The 18,370-nt window shown below is 42.6% G+C and carries 13 protein-coding genes, 2 tRNA genes, 3 rRNA genes and 1 pseudogene; 12 read left to right on the top strand and 7 right to left on the bottom strand.

What is annotated here, in order from left to right; genetic code table 11:
- Positions 1-52 precede the first annotated feature (52 nt).
- From O4M77_RS07905 to rrf, 7 genes are all read left to right on the top strand, one after another.
- Complete coding sequence (locus tag O4M77_RS07905) at positions 53-646, top strand: nitroreductase family protein (protein ID WP_004783692.1); 594 nt, start codon at positions 53-55, stop codon at positions 644-646.
- Positions 647-841: 195 nt separating this feature from the next.
- A complete protein-coding gene (locus O4M77_RS07900; protein ID WP_200228644.1) occupies positions 842-1,507 on the top strand; it encodes a DUF2057 domain-containing protein in 666 nt (221 codons plus the stop codon).
- 476 nt (positions 1,508-1,983) lie between these two features.
- Positions 1,984-3,521: ribosomal RNA gene (locus tag O4M77_RS07895) — 16S ribosomal RNA — on the top strand.
- A gap of 61 nt (positions 3,522-3,582) precedes the next feature.
- Positions 3,583-3,659 (top strand) — tRNA-Ile (locus tag O4M77_RS07890).
- Positions 3,660-3,705: 46 nt separating this feature from the next.
- Positions 3,706-3,781, top strand: a tRNA-Ala gene (locus tag O4M77_RS07885).
- Between the two features lie 476 nt (positions 3,782-4,257).
- Positions 4,258-7,149, top strand: a 23S ribosomal RNA gene (locus O4M77_RS07880).
- 202 nt (positions 7,150-7,351) lie between these two features.
- Positions 7,352-7,466 (top strand): 5S ribosomal RNA (rrf, locus tag O4M77_RS07875).
- Together the 16S, 23S and 5S rRNA genes with 2 tRNA genes alongside form the textbook arrangement of a ribosomal RNA operon.
- A gap of 154 nt (positions 7,467-7,620) precedes the next feature.
- Here rrf and O4M77_RS07870 read toward each other — a convergent pair.
- The 6 genes from O4M77_RS07870 to O4M77_RS07845 form a co-directional block, all read right to left on the bottom strand.
- Positions 7,621-8,127, bottom strand: a complete 507-nt coding sequence (locus tag O4M77_RS07870; protein WP_257218455.1) for a lytic transglycosylase domain-containing protein — start codon at positions 8,125-8,127, stop codon at positions 7,621-7,623.
- A gap of 285 nt (positions 8,128-8,412) precedes the next feature.
- The gene (locus O4M77_RS07865) at positions 8,413-8,901 is read right to left on the bottom strand and encodes a GNAT family N-acetyltransferase (RefSeq protein WP_323713293.1); all 489 of its coding nucleotides are present in this window, start codon (positions 8,899-8,901) and stop codon (positions 8,413-8,415) included.
- 105 nt (positions 8,902-9,006) lie between these two features.
- A complete protein-coding gene (locus O4M77_RS07860) occupies positions 9,007-10,206 on the bottom strand; it encodes an acyl-CoA dehydrogenase family protein (RefSeq protein WP_323713292.1) in 1,200 nt (399 codons plus the stop codon).
- Between the two features lie 22 nt (positions 10,207-10,228).
- Positions 10,229-11,515 carry an acyl-CoA dehydrogenase family protein gene (locus O4M77_RS07855; protein WP_323714097.1) on the bottom strand — a complete coding sequence of 429 codons (1,287 nt, stop codon included), beginning with the start codon at positions 11,513-11,515 and terminating at the stop codon, positions 10,229-10,231.
- 252 nt (positions 11,516-11,767) lie between these two features.
- Complete coding sequence (locus O4M77_RS07850; protein ID WP_180011040.1) at positions 11,768-13,141, bottom strand: ABC1 kinase family protein; 1,374 nt, start codon at positions 13,139-13,141, stop codon at positions 11,768-11,770.
- 156 nt (positions 13,142-13,297) lie between these two features.
- Positions 13,298-13,606 (bottom strand): hypothetical protein, encoded by a 309-nt coding sequence (locus O4M77_RS07845; protein WP_323713291.1) that lies wholly within the window; start codon positions 13,604-13,606, stop codon positions 13,298-13,300.
- 201 nt (positions 13,607-13,807) lie between these two features.
- On the opposite strand from O4M77_RS07845, the gene O4M77_RS07840 reads away from it, so the two are divergent.
- From O4M77_RS07840 to aroC, 3 genes are all read left to right on the top strand, one after another.
- Entirely contained in the window at positions 13,808-14,194 is a 387-nt protein-coding gene (locus O4M77_RS07840; protein WP_323713290.1) for a DUF1311 domain-containing protein, read from the top strand.
- 197 nt (positions 14,195-14,391) lie between these two features.
- Positions 14,392-15,402, top strand: coding sequence for a 50S ribosomal protein L3 N(5)-glutamine methyltransferase (gene prmB, locus O4M77_RS07835; RefSeq protein ID WP_104426049.1), 1,011 nt, complete (start codon positions 14,392-14,394; stop codon positions 15,400-15,402).
- Between the two features lie 12 nt (positions 15,403-15,414).
- Entirely contained in the window at positions 15,415-16,509 is a 1,095-nt protein-coding gene (gene aroC / locus O4M77_RS07830) for a chorismate synthase (RefSeq protein WP_166138205.1), read from the top strand.
- 93 nt (positions 16,510-16,602) lie between these two features.
- On the opposite strand, the pseudogene O4M77_RS07825 reads toward aroC, so the two are convergent.
- A pseudogene (locus O4M77_RS07825) lies at positions 16,603-17,265 on the bottom strand (IS1595-like element ISAcra1 family transposase).
- Between the two features lie 47 nt (positions 17,266-17,312).
- Here O4M77_RS07825 and O4M77_RS07820 point away from each other — a divergent pair.
- Both O4M77_RS07820 and O4M77_RS07815 read left to right on the top strand, forming a co-directional pair.
- Positions 17,313-17,834 (top strand): GNAT family N-acetyltransferase, encoded by a 522-nt coding sequence (locus O4M77_RS07820; protein ID WP_302700553.1) that lies wholly within the window; start codon positions 17,313-17,315, stop codon positions 17,832-17,834.
- Positions 17,835-17,895: 61 nt separating this feature from the next.
- Entirely contained in the window at positions 17,896-18,330 is a 435-nt protein-coding gene (locus O4M77_RS07815) for an Imm44 family immunity protein (protein ID WP_180017441.1), read from the top strand.
- Positions 18,331-18,370: the final 40 nt, after the last annotated feature.

The following is an 18,370-nucleotide window of genomic DNA, read 5'->3' as shown; positions in this document are numbered from 1 at the left end:
CTTAGGATGATCTTATCGGTTTTTAATAATCAGAATAGAACGAGGTGAGATCATGGCATTTCTAGATCATATTAAAAAACGCCGTAGTATTTATGCCATTGGGAAAAATGTCAGCCTGGATCAGGCAGAAATTGAGCACATCATTAAAGAGGCGGTGAAACATAGTCCATCATCTTTTAACTCGCAATCTTCACGCGTGGTGATCTTGTTTGGTCAATCACATGATACTTTTTGGCATATTGTGCGTGAAACTTTACGCGACCTGGTGTCAGCAGATGCTTTTGAGGCTACCAATAGCAAAATAGATGGTTTCGCGGCAGGTTATGGAACTGCACTGTTTTATGAAGACCAGAATGTCATTAAAGGAATGCAAGAAAAATTTGCGCTGTATGCAGATAATTTCCCGATCTGGTCAGAGCATGCTAGCGGTATTGCGCAGTTTGCAACCTGGACAGCTTTGGCTGAACATAATATTGGCGCATCACTACAGCACTACAATCCGATCATTGATGAAGAAGTAGCGCAAACTTTTAGTATTCCATCGAACTGGAAGCTTCGTGCTCAATTGGTATTTGGTTCAATCGAAGCCCCTCCAGGTGAAAAAACCTTTATGGATGATGCAGAACGATTTAAGACCTTTGCATAATCGATTTAGAGATGAGAAAGAAGTACTGTTAAGTACTTCTTTTTTTATGTGTGATATAGCAGAAATCAGAAGATAGATAGTCTGATAAATGCTGAGTAAAGTACTGTAGAGACAAAGCATTTGTCATAGAATTGTCATTTATACACGGCATAGTGCAATGAAAATTTTATATATTAACCAAAATGAGTGAGTGACATGGATTTACGTATCACAGCAGCTGTAGTTGCATTATTGAGCAGCACATCAGCTTTTTCAGCCGTGACATTAACCGTACCTGAAGAAATCAAGATAATCGCAGTGAATGATCAGGAAGTACGTTCAGGTCTATTACGCTCAGATCAAACTTATAAACTGGATGCTGGTACGAATGCGATTAGTGTTCGCTATACTGAATTTTTCCAGCACAATGACAATTCTCATGACATTTTAAAATCTGGCGTAGTAACTGTAAAAACTCCAGAACTTAAAGATGGTGAAGCTTATAAATTGGCTTTAATTAACGCGCCTAAAAATTTTGATGAAGCGAAAAAATATAAAGATCAGCCAATTATTGGTTTATATGATGCAAAAAATCAGCTTCTGGTTCAGCAGGCGGGAGCAAAAGATGCAGCGAAACCATTACTAGGGCAAAGCGTTTTAGGAAAATCTGTGGATTTGACAACGAATAAAGTAATAACTCCAACAAATCAGCCGGCAGCGGTCTACACTCAAACTGCAAGTACACCAAATGTTGCTACTGCAAACGTTCGGGAAAATGTATCAGTTGGTCAGCTTGATCAGCAATTAATTCAGTTGTGGAAACAGGCATCTAAAGCTGAACGACAAAAATTTATGAATTGGCTTGGCGAGCAGGCAAATTAAAATTTATTGTTCAATATTAAAAGGGATCGTATGCAACGATCCCTTTTAATAAAAACTAAACCAGTCGAAATTCACATTTGCTTAAACTTTTAGGCTGAAAATGACTGGAAAAAAGCATTAAAACTGCTAAAAATAGCAATTCAGATTAAAAAATAAACGTACAATGCGCTTTTTTGAATATTTTTAAGAAAAGCTCTTGCACTGGTTCTGAAACTGTATAGAATACGCAGCACACCAACGCAATGCATGAAACGAAACGTTAAGTGATTGGGTTGGAACTTAAAACTGACGAGGTTTTAAGTGAGATCATTAAGAGATTATGAAGAACAACTTGTGTGGATTTTTACTGGTTGATTGATCGAAATTATTTTCATTGATTGAATGGTAGAAATTACTCGAAGTTTATTTGAGAAATATTTGTCAGAAAATTGATGAGCCAAGTTTAAGAACTTTACTTATAAAGTTCGAAATGATTTTAACTGAAGAGTTTGATCATGGCTCAGATTGAACGCTGGCGGCAGGCTTAACACATGCAAGTCGAGCGGGGATAGGGTGCTTGCACCTGATTCCTAGCGGCGGACGGGTGAGTAATGCTTAGGAATCTGCCTATTAGTGGGGGACAACGTTCCGAAAGGGACGCTAATACCGCATACGTCCTACGGGAGAAAGCAGGGGATCTTCGGACCTTGCGCTAATAGATGAGCCTAAGTCGGATTAGCTAGTTGGTGGGGTAAAGGCCTACCAAGGCGACGATCTGTAGCGGGTCTGAGAGGATGATCCGCCACACTGGGACTGAGACACGGCCCAGACTCCTACGGGAGGCAGCAGTGGGGAATATTGGACAATGGAGGCAACTCTGATCCAGCCATGCCGCGTGTGTGAAGAAGGCCTTTTGGTTGTAAAGCACTTTAAGCGAGGAGGAGGCTTACCTGGTTAATACCCGGGATAAGTGGACGTTACTCGCAGAATAAGCACCGGCTAACTCTGTGCCAGCAGCCGCGGTAATACAGAGGGTGCAAGCGTTAATCGGATTTACTGGGCGTAAAGCGCGCGTAGGTGGCTAATTAAGTCAAATGTGAAATCCCCGAGCTTAACTTGGGAATTGCATTCGATACTGGTTAGCTAGAGTATGGGAGAGGATGGTAGAATTCCAGGTGTAGCGGTGAAATGCGTAGAGATCTGGAGGAATACCGATGGCGAAGGCAGCCATCTGGCCTAATACTGACACTGAGGTGCGAAAGCATGGGGAGCAAACAGGATTAGATACCCTGGTAGTCCATGCCGTAAACGATGTCTACTAGCCGTTGGGGCCCTTGAGGCTTTAGTGGCGCAGCTAACGCGATAAGTAGACCGCCTGGGGAGTACGGTCGCAAGACTAAAACTCAAATGAATTGACGGGGGCCCGCACAAGCGGTGGAGCATGTGGTTTAATTCGATGCAACGCGAAGAACCTTACCTGGCCTTGACATACAGAGAACTTTCCAGAGATGGATTGGTGCCTTCGGGAACTCTGATACAGGTGCTGCATGGCTGTCGTCAGCTCGTGTCGTGAGATGTTGGGTTAAGTCCCGCAACGAGCGCAACCCTTTTCCTTATTTGCCAGCACTTCGGGTGGGAACTTTAAGGATACTGCCAGTGACAAACTGGAGGAAGGCGGGGACGACGTCAAGTCATCATGGCCCTTACGGCCAGGGCTACACACGTGCTACAATGGTCGGTACAAAGGGTTGCTACTGCGCGAGCAGATGCTAATCTCAAAAAGCCGATCGTAGTCCGGATCGCAGTCTGCAACTCGACTGCGTGAAGTCGGAATCGCTAGTAATCGCGGATCAGAATGCCGCGGTGAATACGTTCCCGGGCCTTGTACACACCGCCCGTCACACCATGGGAGTTTGTTGCACCAGAAGTAGGTAGTCTAACCTTAGGGAGGACGCTTACCACGGTGTGGCCGATGACTGGGGTGAAGTCGTAACAAGGTAGCCGTAGGGGAACCTGCGGCTGGATCACCTCCTTAACGAAAGATTGACGATTGGTAAGAATCCACAACAAGTTGTTCTTCATGACGATGTATCTGAGGGTCTGTAGCTCAGTTGGTTAGAGCACACGCTTGATAAGCGTGGGGTCACAAGTTCAAGTCTTGTCAGACCCACCATCTGCCAGAAAACAGAAAATCAGAACATTGACTTAATTGATAAGCTGGGGACTTAGCTTAGTTGGTAGAGCGCCTGCTTTGCACGCAGGAGGTCAGGAGTTCGACTCTCCTAGTCTCCACCAAATTTCAAGACCAGAAAAACAACGTTTTTCCTTGAAATTTAAGCAAGAAGCTACGCTTCGCGCAGTATGTGATCATACAGTAGCGTGAATGTTTAGTTCCTAAGCGATCAAGTGTGTAGATCCTAGAGATTAGCAAGTAGAAGCGTTAAGATACGCACCACTTGATAATCTCTGTGATTTATCACAGTAATGCAATCCGACGAGGATGCATTAAATCATTAACAGAATATATTTGAGTTGAAATAATTTGTTCATACTCATACAAGAGCGGAAACAAGAGATCGCAAGATTGATTGTTGAAGTGATTGAATGAGAACTAGCGAAATTAACTGAATCAAGCGTTTTGGTATATGAATCTAATTGAAGCTGTACAGTAGTTAAATCTACGAAACGCCAACTGTATGAGAGTGATGAGTAATCATCATAATCTGTTGCTCATCCTACTTGTAGGGATGAACGACTGTTTGGGGTTGTATAGTCAAGTAATTAAGTGCATGTGGTGGATGCCTTGGCAGTCAGAGGCGAAGAAAGACGTGATAGCCTGCGAAAAGCTCCGGGGAGGCGGCAAATATCCTGTGATCCGGAGATGTCTGAATGGGGAAACCCACCGGCTATAAGGTCGGTATCATAAACTGAATACATAGGTTTATGAGGCGAACGCGGAGAAGTGAAACATCTCAGTATCCGTAGGAAAAGAAATCAATTGAGATTCCCTCAGTAGCGGCGAGCGAAAGGGGAACAGCCCATTAAGTCATATCAGTTTTAGTGGAATGCTCTGGGAAGTGCAACCATAGTGGGTGATAGTCCTGTACACGAAAGGGCTGATATGATGATGTCGAGTAGGGCGAGGCACGTGAAACCTTGTCTGAATATAGGGGGACCATCCTCTAAGGCTAAATACTCCTGACTGACCGATAGTGAACCAGTACCGTGAGGGAAAGGCGAAAAGAACCCCTGTGAGGGGAGTGAAATAGATCCTGAAACCGCATGCATACAAGCAGTGGGAGCCACTTTGTGTGGTGACTGCGTACCTTTTGTATAATGGGTCAGCGACTTATATTCAGTAGCGAGGTTAACCGAATAGGGGAGCCGTAGAGAAATCGAGTCTTAATAGGGCGTTTAGTTGCTGGGTATAGACCCGAAACCGGGTGATCTATCCATGAGCAGGTTGAAGGTTGGGTAACACTAACTGGAGGACCGAACCCACTGTCGTTGAAAAGCCAGGGGATGACTTGTGGATAGGGGTGAAAGGCTAATCAAACTCGGTGATAGCTGGTTCTCCCCGAAAGCTATTTAGGTAGCGCCTCGGACGAATACCATTGGGGGTAGAGCACTGTTTCGGCTAGGGGGTCATCCCGACTTACCAAACCGATGCAAACTCCGAATACCAATGAGTACTATCCGGGAGACAGACTGCGGGTGCTAACGTCCGTAGTCAAGAGGAAAACAATCCAGACCGCCAGCTAAGGTCCCTAAATCATAGTTAAGTGGGAAACGATGTGGGAAGGCATAGACAGCTAGGAGGTTGGCTTAGAAGCAGCCACCCTTTAAAGAAAGCGTAATAGCTCACTAGTCGAGTCGGCCTGCGCGGAAGATGTAACGGGGCTAAAACTATGTACCGAAGCTGCGGATTTGCAATTTATTGCAAGTGGTAGGGGAGCGTTCTGTAAGCCGATGAAGGTGTGTTGAGAAGCATGCTGGAGGTATCAGAAGTGCGAATGCTGACGTGAGTAACGACAAAACGGGTGAAAAACCCGTTCGCTGAAAGACCAAGGGTTCCAGTCCAACGTTAATCGGGGCTGGGTGAGTCGACCCCTAAGGCGAGGCCGAGAGGCGTAGTCGATGGGAAATTGGTTAATATTCCAATACTTCAGTGTAATGCGATGAGAGGACGGAGAAGGTTAAGTCAGCCTGGCGTTGGTTGTCCAGGTGGAAGACTGTAGGCATGTATCTTAGGCAAATCCGGGGTACTCTATGCTGAGAGTTGATAGCAAGCCAGTTTACTGGTGAAGTGGCTGATACCATACTTCCAGGAAAAGTCTCTAAGCTTCAGTTACACTGGAATCGTACCCGAAACCGACACAGGTGGTCAGGTCGAGTAGACCAAAGCGCTTGAGAGAACTCTGCTGAAGGAACTAGGCAAAATGGTACCGTAACTTCGGGAGAAGGTACGCTGCCGGCGGTGATAGGACTTGCTCCTTGAGCTGTTGGCAGCCTCAGAAACCAGGCCGCTGCAACTGTTTATTAAAAACATAGCACTCTGCAAACACGAAAGTGGACGTATAGGGTGTGATGCCTGCCCGGTGCTGGAAGGTTAATTGATGGGGTTAGCGTAAGCGAAGCTCTTGATCGAAGCCCCAGTAAACGGCGGCCGTAACTATAACGGTCCTAAGGTAGCGAAATTCCTTGTCGGGTAAGTTCCGACCTGCACGAATGGCATAATGATGGCGGCGCTGTCTCCAGCAGAGGCTCAGTGAAATCGAATTCGCCGTGAAGATGCGGTGTACCCGCGGCTAGACGGAAAGACCCCGTGAACCTTTACTGCAGCTTGACATTGAACTTTGATCTTACTTGTGTAGGATAGGTGGGAGGCTTTGAAGTGGTGACGCTAGTTGCCATGGAGCCGTCCTTGAAATACCACCCTGGTAATATTGAGGTTCTAACTCTGCTCCCTGATCGGGAGCGAGGACCATGTCTGGTGGGTAGTTTGACTGGGGCGGTCTCCTCCTAAAGAGTAACGGAGGAGTACGAAGGTGCGCTCAGCGTGGTCGGAAATCACGCGTAGAGTATAAAGGCAAAAGCGCGCTTAACTGCGAGACCCACAAGTCGAGCAGGTACGAAAGTAGGTCTTAGTGATCCGGTGGTTCTGTATGGAAGGGCCATCGCTCAACGGATAAAAGGTACTCTGGGGATAACAGGCTGATACCGCCCAAGAGTTCATATCGACGGCGGTGTTTGGCACCTCGATGTCGGCTCATCTCATCCTGGGGCTGAAGCAGGTCCCAAGGGTATGGCTGTTCGCCATTTAAAGAGGTACGCGAGCTGGGTTTAGAACGTCGTGAGACAGTTCGGTCCCTATCTACCGTGGGCGCTGGAAATTTGAGAGGATCTGCTCCTAGTACGAGAGGACCAGAGTGGACGAACCTCTGGTGTACCGGTTGTGACGCCAGTCGCATCGCCGGGTAGCTATGTTCGGAAGGGATAACCGCTGAAAGCATCTAAGCGGGAAGCCTACCTCAAGATAAGATTTCCCCGAGACTTTATGTCTCCTAAAGAGCCGTTGAAGACTACGACGTTGATAGGTTGGATGTGGAAGTGCAGTGATGTATGAAGCTGACCAATACTAATTGCTCGTGAGGCTTGACTATACAACACCCAAGCAGTTGTATATAAAGCGTCAATTGATTTCATATTGATCTAACGATCAGACGAAACCTTGATTTAGTTAAGCTAATCGAACAAACTACTGCAACTCAGATACATCTGTTAATGCATTCTATTTGAAGAAAGCTAGGCAAACGAAGCGCAAGCAACGTAAATAAGACCATAGCGAGTAAGCATACCAGTTGTGCTGGCGACCATAGCAAGAGTGAACCACCTGATCCCTTCCCGAACTCAGAAGTGAAACCTCTTAGCGCTGATGGTAGTGTGGGGTCTCCCATGTGAGAGTAAGTCATCGCCAGCTCATTATTCCTAAAGCCCTCTGCTAATGCAGGGGGCTTTTTTTATGTGTGAGATTTAAGAAAACAAGATAAAAAGGCTTAAATTCAATTTAAGCCTTTTTAGTTATGGATTAATATTTTTTAGAATAAACTGAATTAGTCATCAGTACATTCTAATTACATCGATTTTTTAAGTTGCTTCTGGTGCGTTAAAACTTCTTTAGCATATTTTTTACCTTGTTTACGCATTTTCCGATCTTTCTCATAGGCAGTAGGGCCTACATTATAATAACCCAGCGCTTTTTCTAGGCTGCCACTCGATTCCTGATAACGTGACAGAATATAACTCCCACATCCAATATTTATTGCTTCATTAAATAAATCAGGTCCACATGTAGATTGCCAATAACGCGGAACAATTTGCATAAGACCCACAGCACCTGCAGGTGAAGCGATCTGACTGCGATAGGTAGATTCCTGTCGAATCACGGCTGCTACTAGCAAGGGATCTAGACTATGTCTTTCGGCATTCTGAATAATTAAAGGTGAAACGCGAGTAGCAGTTGTCGCAGGCACAGCATATGCAGTCTGAATTCCTTGAGACAGTTTAGCAGAGCGTTTTTCTAAGGATTTACCTCCTAGTGAGGAGCAAGCACTTATTAATATTGTAGTTAAGCCAAGCATCCCAATTTTTAAAGTAGTAGGATTTAAGACCTTTAATAATGAATAGTTTTTGCCAGAAAATTTGCCCAACAACTTTCAGCTTCCCTGTATTTTTAAAATTAAATTGATCTTAGGAAGATGTATGAAAATCGTCAAGAAATTAGATGATTTGTTTACAAAGACAACTTAGATTTTGTTGAATAATGAATTTTTTATGAAGAATTGCTTAAAGAAAAGCCAGTTAGTAGCCGAATTTGTATCTCTGGCTTTTCTTTAGAATAAAAGTATTTAGATGTATGAGATGGCTTAGTCTAAAGTTTTTAGCATCCAGATTTCACAAGCTGCACTATGACCCGTATTGCCTTCAGGATGATCGAGATGTTCAAAACCTAATTTTTCGTAAAGCTTCACAGCCTGCCAAAGGCTTGCAGTAGTTTCAAGATAGATTCGTTTAAAATTCTGCTCATGAGCAAAGTCAAAGGCCAGATTTAAAATCTGTTTTGCAAATCCATAACGACGAATAATGGGTAAGAAATACATTTTCTGTATTTCTAGAATACTCTGATCACCCTGTAATGGCGCAATACCTCCGCCACCAAAGACTTGATCCTGCTCATCGATAATGACCCAATAAGCTGCATTTGGCTGCTGATATACTTCATACAGGTTATCCAGGATTGAATCACCGACAGCAAAACCGGATTCTGCTGCAAGTCCGAATTCTACGGAAACTTCACGAATAATCTTGGCAATTTGAGCATTATCTTGAGGTTGTATAGGACGAATAGAATACATAGGTTATGACATAAAAAAGGATGGAAATTTTATAGTCCGAAAACCATAAAAAATCCATCCTTTTTATTGCTTCATTTTTAATGAAGCAGTATTTCCAATTTTTTATTATTTTAATTCACTTGAAGATTTACCTAGTTCACGTCGGGCAATAATGAGCTGCTGAATCTGTTGAGTTCCTTCAAAAATATCTAGAATCTTGGAATCACGTGCCCATTTTTCTAAAAGTTCAGTCTCGTTATAGCCTATAGATGCTGCTAATTCGACACACTTCAAAGTGATTTCATTCGCAATACGACCTGCCTTGGCTTTAGCAATAGAGGCTTCACGAGAATTAGGCTTGCGGTTATCCGCTATCCACGCAGCTTTCAACATTAATAAACGGGCTGCTTCCCATTCGGCTTCCATTCGGTAAATTTGCGCTGGAATATTCGATGCTTGTAAGTAAGGCGTATTGTACTCAGGATCTAGCTGTTCCTTAAAAATCTCCTTAATTCTCTCCAAGGAGGCTTTAGAACAGCCAATTGCCATGGCTGCAACGAGTGGACGGGTATTATCAAAAGTTTCCATGACACCCGCAAAACCTTTGGCTACATCAATTTCAGCATGTCCAAGCAAATTAGCAGCAGGTATACGACAATCGATAAAACTAATTGCAGCCGTATCCGAGGCTTTAATGCCTAGCTTATGTTCCAGACGCTCGATTTTCATACCGGGTTTGCCTTTAGGTACAACAAAGGACTTGATTGCAGCACGGCCAAGTTTTTTATCTAAAGTCGCCCAGACGACAACCGCATCTGCACGTTCGCCAGAGGTGACAAAGATTTTTTCACCATTGAGGATATAGTCATCACCATCTTTAATGGCAGTAGTACGAATGGCAGCTGAATCCGAACCACAGCCTGGTTCAGTGATTGCCATCGCTGCCCAGATGCCATGAAAGCGTTGTAACTGTTCCTCATTAGCAACAGCAGCAATGGCTGAATTTCCTAAACCTTGACGCGGCATGGATAAAAGTAGTCCGGTATCGCCATAACACATTTCGACAATACTAAGTGCTGTTGACATATTTACGCCATTTTTATTGCTTTCATCGTTATCACCGCGTTTATTGACCGCAGCTCCCGCATTCATGCCTTCGCTGCCTTGGTTCATGCCATCGACGACAGAAGCGAGCATATCTAACTCTTTCGGATAAGCATGTTCAGCTTTGTCATATTTGCGTGAAATAGGGCGGAGTACATTTAGAGCAACTTCATGTGCCTGATCAATCAGCAATTTGAATTTTTTAGGATTTTGCAAGTTCATTTATTTTTTCCTTATTCTTTGCTCAGGCATGAAGGCCAGAATGTACGATTGCTGTTGCTCTTAAGTCCCGATACCAGCGTTCTACCGGATGTTCCTTGGTGAAGCCATGTCCGCCGAGGATCTGCACGCCATCTGTGCCAATTTTCATGGATTTTTCTGCACAGAGCAGACGGGCTAAATAAGCTTCACGATGAAAGCCTTGACCAGATTCTGCAAGACTGGCAGCATTCAGGATCAGCATTTGCATGGCATCAATTTCAATCGCCATATCTGCAATCATAAAGGCTACACTTTGCCGATGAGAAATCGGTTCGCCAAAGGCTGTCCGTTCATTGGCATATTGCACACAGTATTTTTTAACCGCTTCACAGGTACCGACCGCCATGGCACACCACATTAAATTGCCTAGATCAAGAAAAGCGGTGTAATCAAAATCGTCATCTCCCAAGCGTTGTGCCGGTGTGTTATTAAATTTGAGATTCATGGTTTGAGTGGCTTTCAGGCCCATAGCCGGAGATTCTTGTGCAGTAATAGTATTATTGCGTTGCATAATAAATACTTCGGTTTTGCCATTCAGATCTGCACTGACCAGATAGATATCAGCAGTTTCTCCGAGCATCACCAAGGTTTTTTCACCATTAATCAGATAGTGATCTCCATTCGACATTGCTTGAGTTTTTAACTGATAAGGATTAAAGGCAGCTGTTGCTTCCTGTACTGCGAAGGTAGCTTTAAGATGAGGATCATCGGCGAATGCAGTTAAATACTCAGTCTGAACCTGTTCTGAACCCCAACGGGTAATCGCATTAATCACACTAAAGGTAGAAAGCAGTCCAGCGGTCAGACTGAAATCACCTTGAGCCAACTGTTGAGCCATCAGGACATTGCTGACGATATTCTGTTCTGCAGCTACGCCACCTAAAGCTTCAGGCAGCGCATAAAAATTAAGACCCAGATCAGTTGAATATTGCCAGAGTTCCTCTGGGAAGATTTCATGATGATCTGCATCATGTGCCAAAGGATAAAGGACTTCACTGGCAAACTGTTGCATCGCCTCACAGGTCATTTGCTGTTCTTCAGTCAGATTCAGATCGAACAGGGATTTGGACTGATGTGGTAAACGTTGTCTTTGAATTTTCTGACCAGATTTCAGGATTTTCTGAGTCTGGCTGAGTGTTTTAAAACCTGCTTTAGAGCTTTGATAAAGAGATTTTTCTAAAAATTTACGCAGCTTTAATTGGTCAAGTAAATCACTTCCAGCCACTTTGGTCAGGATGGACAAGCCAAATCCTTGTGCTTTGTTCACCATATTGTTCATTCTAATTATCCTACGGGGTGTTATCTTATTTGCCTGATGTTGACATGCTGTTCTAGAAAAAACCATGTCATCAATGACATGAATCATTGTCAATTTATTATTAAAATAAAGAGGGGATTTAAAAATTTAAGATATTGAAAATAAATAGAAAAATAAAATAAGAAAAATTTGGATTTTATCAAAAATTGACCCGAATGACAAAATCATCCGGGTCTTATATAAGGCTAATAATAACTTAGTCTATTAGAGATGACGTTTAATCATTGCGCGTACATTAGTTTTCGCATCAATCACCGTCATGAAGGTATAAGCACCAATAAACTTACGGCTAATAAACATAAATTCTTTAGGCGGTACACTGAAATAACGTGAAGCCATGGATTTAGAAGCCTGCTGCATTACCCGGCTATGAAGCTGGCTTTTTTTCCAGTTATAGCGGTCATGTTCATCCATCACACTTGGAGGCAGGTCTTTATTGTTCATTGGTGAGCTGAAGGCTTCTGTGGCTAACAGGAAGACTTTCGCCATATCCGGTTTGATGCTAGGCGGAATAGAATCGAAGAATTCATAACCGGTCATGGCTTTTACCATCATGTCTGAATCATGATGATAACCGGCCTGGATCAGGTTACGCGCTACATTGAGTAGATGCTGGTCAAACTGACGGATTGCACCGAAATCGAGGAGTACAATCTTGTCCTGAATATTTTCGCCATCACCTAGACGTACCAGATAATTGCCGAAATTTGGGTCAGTCTGCATCTCGCCCCATTCAAAAATCTCACGTACAGCGATTTCCAGAGAAGCTTCACCCAGTTTATTACGACGTTCCTGTGGTAGAGATAGCATCACTGGACTATTGATTGGTACACCACGTTCAAAGGTCATACACAGGACACGGTCAGTACAATAGTTATCGATGATGGTCGGTACGATATATCGTGGATCATTTTGCAGACGTTTACAGAAACGGCGAGTTGTATCTGCTTCAATTTTATAATTGACCTCACGATGCATCATCTCGCGAACTTCATCGAACCATTGATCAAATTCACGGGTTTGCGGCACCATACGGGTCAATTTGAGCATGTTCTTAAACAGGCTCATATCAGAATCAATAGCCTCAGCTACACCCGGATACTGGATTTTAAGCACCAGCTCCATACCATCTGACTTGCGTACCGCACGATGCACCTGAGCCAAAGAGGCTGTGCCCAAGGGCTCATGATCAACTGTCAGATCATCTAGCTTGGAACCTAATTGCTGTTGTAATTGGGCTTTGATCGCCGGCCAAGCCAAAGCGACTGTTTTATTATTTAAGGTATTTAAGGCTTGAGTAACTTCTTCTGGCAGAAAATGCTCGCCATACAGTGCCATCATCTGGCCAATTTTGACGATTGAACCTTTAAGCTTGCCAATTTCTGCAACCAGATAATCGGCCTGTTCTTTCATAGCTTTTTTGCGTCTTCTTTCTTTTTCTTCTTCGCTTGAGAACATAGAACCCGCACTGGATGCTGCCCAGCGCGTACCTGCCAGCAAAGATGCCTTTGCGATCGATAAGCGTCGATCCATTGAGGAAGTTTTCAATTGTTTAAGCTTATCGTTCTGATCTGACATGTAAACTCAATCCTTTTATCAGCATAAAGCGGAATAAATCATTGTAGTGGATATTACCGTGTCTGCACGTATTAAAAAAGTTTAAGCCGCTGAATTCACGGTGAAAATCTCGGCAAGAGCATATCACTTGCCGTTTTGACCAGTGTAGGGTGAATATTATGACATTTGAAATTGAATTTTTAATTCAGATCGTTGTTGTAACTGTTGTTTATTTGTTTGAATATGTTGATGAATTAGGTTCTGGACTGTTTCATGCATAAAACCCAGCGCATAACCCTTCACAATAATGATGCTTGGCAAGCTGAAAAACAGGTATTTGGCATCTTCCAGTGTCGCGCTACTAAATACGCCTTGCTGCATTAATGTAGTTTGTAAAAATACCTTTTCCTGCTGCACCTGACTGGATAACTCGTCATTCCAGTAGTTCTGGCGCATGGCCATAAGATTGTTGTGCTTATAGCTCATAAGATCTGGGCTCGTTTGGACATCATTGCCGAATTATATGCGGCCATAAAATCAAGTTTCAACCAAAGAACTGTGACATCTTTTTAAGCGAGAAAAATATAGGATTTTATCGAGGACTAAGTTAGTATCAGGCAATAATTTAAACAAGATTCATTATTCAATATTGATTGGAAACAAGCCAGTTTTGGTGAAGGGGTTATTATGCGTTTTGCATGTTTATTAATGGCAGGTTGTTTGGGGACAATGGCATTACAGGTTCAGGCGGCTACAGGTTATTCTCAGGAATATACCCAGTGCATGAACTTTAGTTATGGCAATACAGCTAAACTACAAAAATGTGTGAAAAAAGAATTAAAAGCACAGAATAAACGTCTGAAGAAAAACTATAAGACTTATCTGAAATTGAATGCGGGCTATCGTAATAATATTCGTGATCAGCATACGTTGTGGCAACGTAAACTATCACAGCAATGCAAGCTGACCATGAATACCCAATATGCCCAGATTAAACAGGGTCAATGTGCGCTAGAGATGGTAAAAGATCAGGCGAATTTGTATCAATCGCGTTCTTATCGTGCCGATGCTTAAACTGGTTTTAAGTTAATAAATCCTTCCGGAAATAGCGATAAATCTTAAAAAGCAGGATTCTAATCTGTCTGAAATCCAGAAGAGCTGTAATTGATAAACCATGGAGAATTCGGGTTTTTCATGGTTTTGGCATTATAAAACACCTCAAAACAAGGTATCATAAGGCGTTTTAAAAAATGACCTTGGAGACGCCTTAAGTGGATCGACCGACTATTAGCCCTGAACATTTGCAGGAAGCCGCTGAAAATTTAACTACCATTCGTGATTTTATTCGTTTTGGGGTTACAGCATTACGTCAATACGATGCGCACTTAGGTCAAGGTACAGAAGATTATTTTGCTGAAAGTTCAGCGCTCGTTCTACAAACCTTGTCACTGGACTGGAATGCAGATCCTGAAATTCTGGACTCTAAATTATTGCCAAGCGAAGTGGCTGAGTTCTTGAGCTTGCTAGAACGCCGCATTAATGAACGTGTTCCAACCTCTTATTTATTGAATCTAGCCTATTTCTTCGGCAAGCCATTCTATGTGGATGAGCGTGTTCTGATTCCACGTTCGCCAATCGTTGAGCTGATTGAAAACCGCTTTGCTCCTTATTGCCTGACTGAAAATGGTGAAATGGGTGCAGCAGTAAATAACCTGCCAGAAAATCCGAATCCAAAAACTCCACAACGTATTCTGGATATGTGTACCGGTTCTGGCTGTATCGCGATTGCATTGGCCTATGCTTTCCCGGATTCAGAAGTGGATGCAACTGATATTTCTAAAGAAGCTTTGGAAGTGGCGCAGATTAACTGTGAACATCACAGTAAGCAGTACCAAGTAGCATTACTTGAATCTGATCTATTTGCCAAAATTCCAGCTGAAAACCAATATGATCTAATCGTATCTAATCCTCCATATGTCGATGCAGAGGATATGGCTGATCTTCCTGATGAATTCCATCATGAGCCAGAGCTGGCATTGGCTGCTGGTCAAGACGGTCTGGATCTAGTTCGCAAGATGCTGGCTCAAGCAGCTGATTATCTGACTGAAGATGGTTTGATCGTGATTGAAGTGGGTAATTCTGAATGGGCGATGAAGCAAAACTTCAATACCGTTGATTTCCACTGGTTGCAGTTCCAACGTGGTGGTTCAGGTATCTTTGCACTGACTGCAGCCCAATGCCGTCAATATCGTGATTTATTCATTCAATCTGTTAATTCATAAGGAGTCGTTGACATGGCAGGTAATAGTATAGGGCAACTCTTCCGTGTAACGACTTGTGGTGAATCTCATGGTGTTGGCTTAATGGCCATTATTGATGGGGTTCCACCAGGGATTGAACTGTCTGAAGCGGATTTGCAAAAGGATCTGGACCGTCGTAAGCCGGGTACTTCAAAATTTGCAACACAGCGTAAAGAGCCAGATGAAGTTGAAATTATTTCCGGTGTGTTTGAGGGTCAAACTACCGGTACTTCAATTGGTCTTTTAATCCGCAATACGGACCAGAAATCGAAAGATTATGGCAATATCGCGCAAACTTTCCGCCCGGGTCATGCAGACTATACCTATACCCAGAAGTATGGTTTTCGTGACTATCGCGGTGGTGGCCGTTCGAGTGCGCGTGAAACTGCGATGCGTGTAGCAGCAGGTGCGATTGCCAAGAAATTCCTGTTTGAGAAATTTGGTATTGAAATCCGTGGTCATGTGACCCAAATCGGTACTGAAAAAGCAGAAAAACTGGACTGGAATGAAGTGCCAAATAACCCGTTCTTCTGTGGTGATGTTGATGCGGTGCCGCGCTTTGAAGCATTGGTAACTTCATTACGTGAGCAAGGCACAAGCTGTGGCGCACGCCTTGAGATCATTGCTTCTAAAGTGCCAGTGGGTTGGGGTGAACCAGTATTTGATCGTTTAGATGCTGATATTGCCCATGCCATGATGTCAATCAATGCCGTGAAAGGCGTGGAAATTGGTGATGGGTTTAGTGTCGCTGAGCAGTTCGGTCATGAAACCCGTGATGAACTCACAACAGATGGCTTCCTGGCGAACCATGCTGGCGGTATCTTGGGTGGTATTTCTAGCGGTCAGGATATTCGTGTTTCGATTGCGTTGAAACCAACGGCTTCCATCACAACTCCGGGTAAAACCATTACCATTAATCGTGAAGATACGGATGTCCTGACCAAAGGCCGTCATGATCCTTGCGTGGGTGTACGTGCAACCCCAATTGCTGAAGCGATGCTAGCAATTGTTTTGATGGATCACTTCATGCGCCATCGTGCACAAAATGCCGATGTCGTTGCGCCGTTTGAGCCAATTGAACCTAAATAATTTGCTTTATAGAAGCAAATGAAATTAAAGTCAGGCTTCGGTCTGGCTTTTTTATATTTATAAGGCTCTAGACTAGCAGATTTACACTTAATTTTACCTAATGAGGTTCCACAGCTCAGTTGCTAACTCATTAGGTTCCCTCATCCAACGCCATTCAGTTTCTTTAAGATGATAATCAAAGTACTCTTTTGATATGCCGTTAAACTTTGCTAGCCTTCTTTTACAAAAGCTCCAAAATGATTCTATTCCATTTATATGACATTCTCCTCTAGCAAACTCATTTGCTCCGTGATTTACCCTAAAATGCTTTGAATAACCCACATCAACAAGACCATTATAGCCACGCCATCCATCACTATAAATCACACTCTCAAGTGAAACTTTACCAATGATAACCTCTTGTAAAGTCTTCATTTTACAGTCAGGTACGATTTCAGTATAGACGCGCCCATTACGTTCGAATATTCCAAATACTGGCTGTTTTAGAGTCCCACGACCACGCTTTAACTTTCCATGAAACCCACGTTGCCTTTTCGCTCCAAAATAGCTTTCATCTACTTCTATTGAACCAACAAACTTAGCTCTTAAATCTGTTTGATGATCATAGATAGTTTCTCTAAAAAGCATGTACCAATAGTTAATCGTATTACGATTTAAATTGAGTAATAAGGCTGTTTAGGAAGCAGGAATATCAACACAAAAGCATTGAATAATTTTTTTAATCTTGTAGTGACTTAATTTACTGTTTTCTATCATGATTCTAGACTAACATAATCATTTTGCTAGTCTAGAGCCTTTATAAAATGAAAAATAACAATATTCGTTTAGCCCAAGCTACGGACATTCAAAGCATTGTTAAGTTGATCAATACAGCTTATCGATCTAATTTGGGCTGGACGCATGAACATGACATTTTTTTAGGTGATCGAATTAATGAGGCTCAGTTAAGTGAACTTTTAGCACGGCCTGATTTCGAACTTTATGTCTTGGAAAATAATGATCAACTGGTGGGTTGCATTGGTCTGACACACTTGCCAGATTGTTTTGAAATCGGCAGTTTTGCTATTGACCCAGTCCGGCAAAATTCAGGTTATGGCCGAATATTGTTAGATTTCGCTGAGCAATACTCTAGAGAAAAAATACCTTTCAAAAAACTTAGAATGTCTGTTCTTAATGTTCGCATTGAATTAATCGCGTATTATGAGCGTCGTGGTTATCACCAAACCGGCAAAACAGAGAGTTATCCACTGGATGCAGATGTTGGACAGCCTTTAGTAGATTTAAATCTGGTGATTTTAGAAAAGAGTCTCGAAAAGATTTATTAAGTTATTTGAATCTATTTTTGATTCTAAGTGTGTTTAATAAGAATAATGACAGGATATATGAATGGAAGTATGGTTAAGTGCTGAATTAAGTAGGGAAGTGTTAACAGAAGATCATCTTGATCTCGAAAATAAAGCACGTAACGCAGTAGAAAATGCCTTAAATGCTCAACTACAAAATAAGTCGTATGATATTCCTATAGATAAATGGAAGTGCATTGAAATTATAATGGGAAATGATAGTTTTGATGAACGTATTTTTTATTCATTTAAACGTAGAAATATGGATTTCCGTTTAAGGATTGATCCAACAACTTTTAAGGCAACAGATGATTTAGGCCGTGAGAGACTCATTTTTAGGATGCTCTTAAGAAGCCTAGATTTGTTAAAAGTTAAGTTTGAAAAATTCCGTCCGAAGCTTGATGCAAAGGTTTATGAGGAGCTTGAAAGACTAAAAAATGATGCACTAAATGTTGCAAAAGATGAAAGTTGGATTTAAAGCGTATTTTAATTAAAGCCAGCGAGAGTGTTTTTTATTT

The sequence above is a fragment of the Acinetobacter sp. YWS30-1 genome, from assembly GCF_033558715.1.
GTDB lineage: Bacteria > Pseudomonadota > Gammaproteobacteria > Pseudomonadales > Moraxellaceae > Acinetobacter.
This window is presented reverse-complemented; position numbering and strand designations above follow the sequence as displayed.

Excerpts from the sequence above, each read along its gene's own strand:
- O4M77_RS07855 (WP_323714097.1), bottom strand. The coding sequence starts at position 11,515 with ATGGTGAACAAAGCACAAGGATTTGGCTTGTCCATCCTGACCAAAGTG.
- O4M77_RS07860 (WP_323713292.1), bottom strand. The coding sequence starts at position 10,206 with ATGAACTTGCAAAATCCTAAAAAATTCAAATTGCTGATTGATCAGGCA.
- O4M77_RS07845 (WP_323713291.1), bottom strand. The coding sequence starts at position 13,606 with ATGAGCTATAAGCACAACAATCTTATGGCCATGCGCCAGAACTACTGG.
- O4M77_RS07870 (WP_257218455.1), bottom strand. The coding sequence starts at position 8,127 with ATGCTTGGCTTAACTACAATATTAATAAGTGCTTGCTCCTCACTAGGA.
- O4M77_RS07815 (WP_180017441.1), top strand. The coding sequence starts at position 17,896 with ATGGAAGTATGGTTAAGTGCTGAATTAAGTAGGGAAGTGTTAACAGAA.
- O4M77_RS07905 (WP_004783692.1), top strand. The coding sequence starts at position 53 with ATGGCATTTCTAGATCATATTAAAAAACGCCGTAGTATTTATGCCATT.
- O4M77_RS07865 (WP_323713293.1), bottom strand. The coding sequence starts at position 8,901 with ATGTATTCTATTCGTCCTATACAACCTCAAGATAATGCTCAAATTGCC.
- aroC (WP_166138205.1), top strand. The coding sequence starts at position 15,415 with ATGGCAGGTAATAGTATAGGGCAACTCTTCCGTGTAACGACTTGTGGT.
- O4M77_RS07900 (WP_200228644.1), top strand. The coding sequence starts at position 842 with ATGGATTTACGTATCACAGCAGCTGTAGTTGCATTATTGAGCAGCACA.
- O4M77_RS07820 (WP_302700553.1), top strand. The coding sequence starts at position 17,313 with ATGAAAAATAACAATATTCGTTTAGCCCAAGCTACGGACATTCAAAGC.
- O4M77_RS07840 (WP_323713290.1), top strand. The coding sequence starts at position 13,808 with ATGCGTTTTGCATGTTTATTAATGGCAGGTTGTTTGGGGACAATGGCA.
- O4M77_RS07850 (WP_180011040.1), bottom strand. The coding sequence starts at position 13,141 with ATGTCAGATCAGAACGATAAGCTTAAACAATTGAAAACTTCCTCAATG.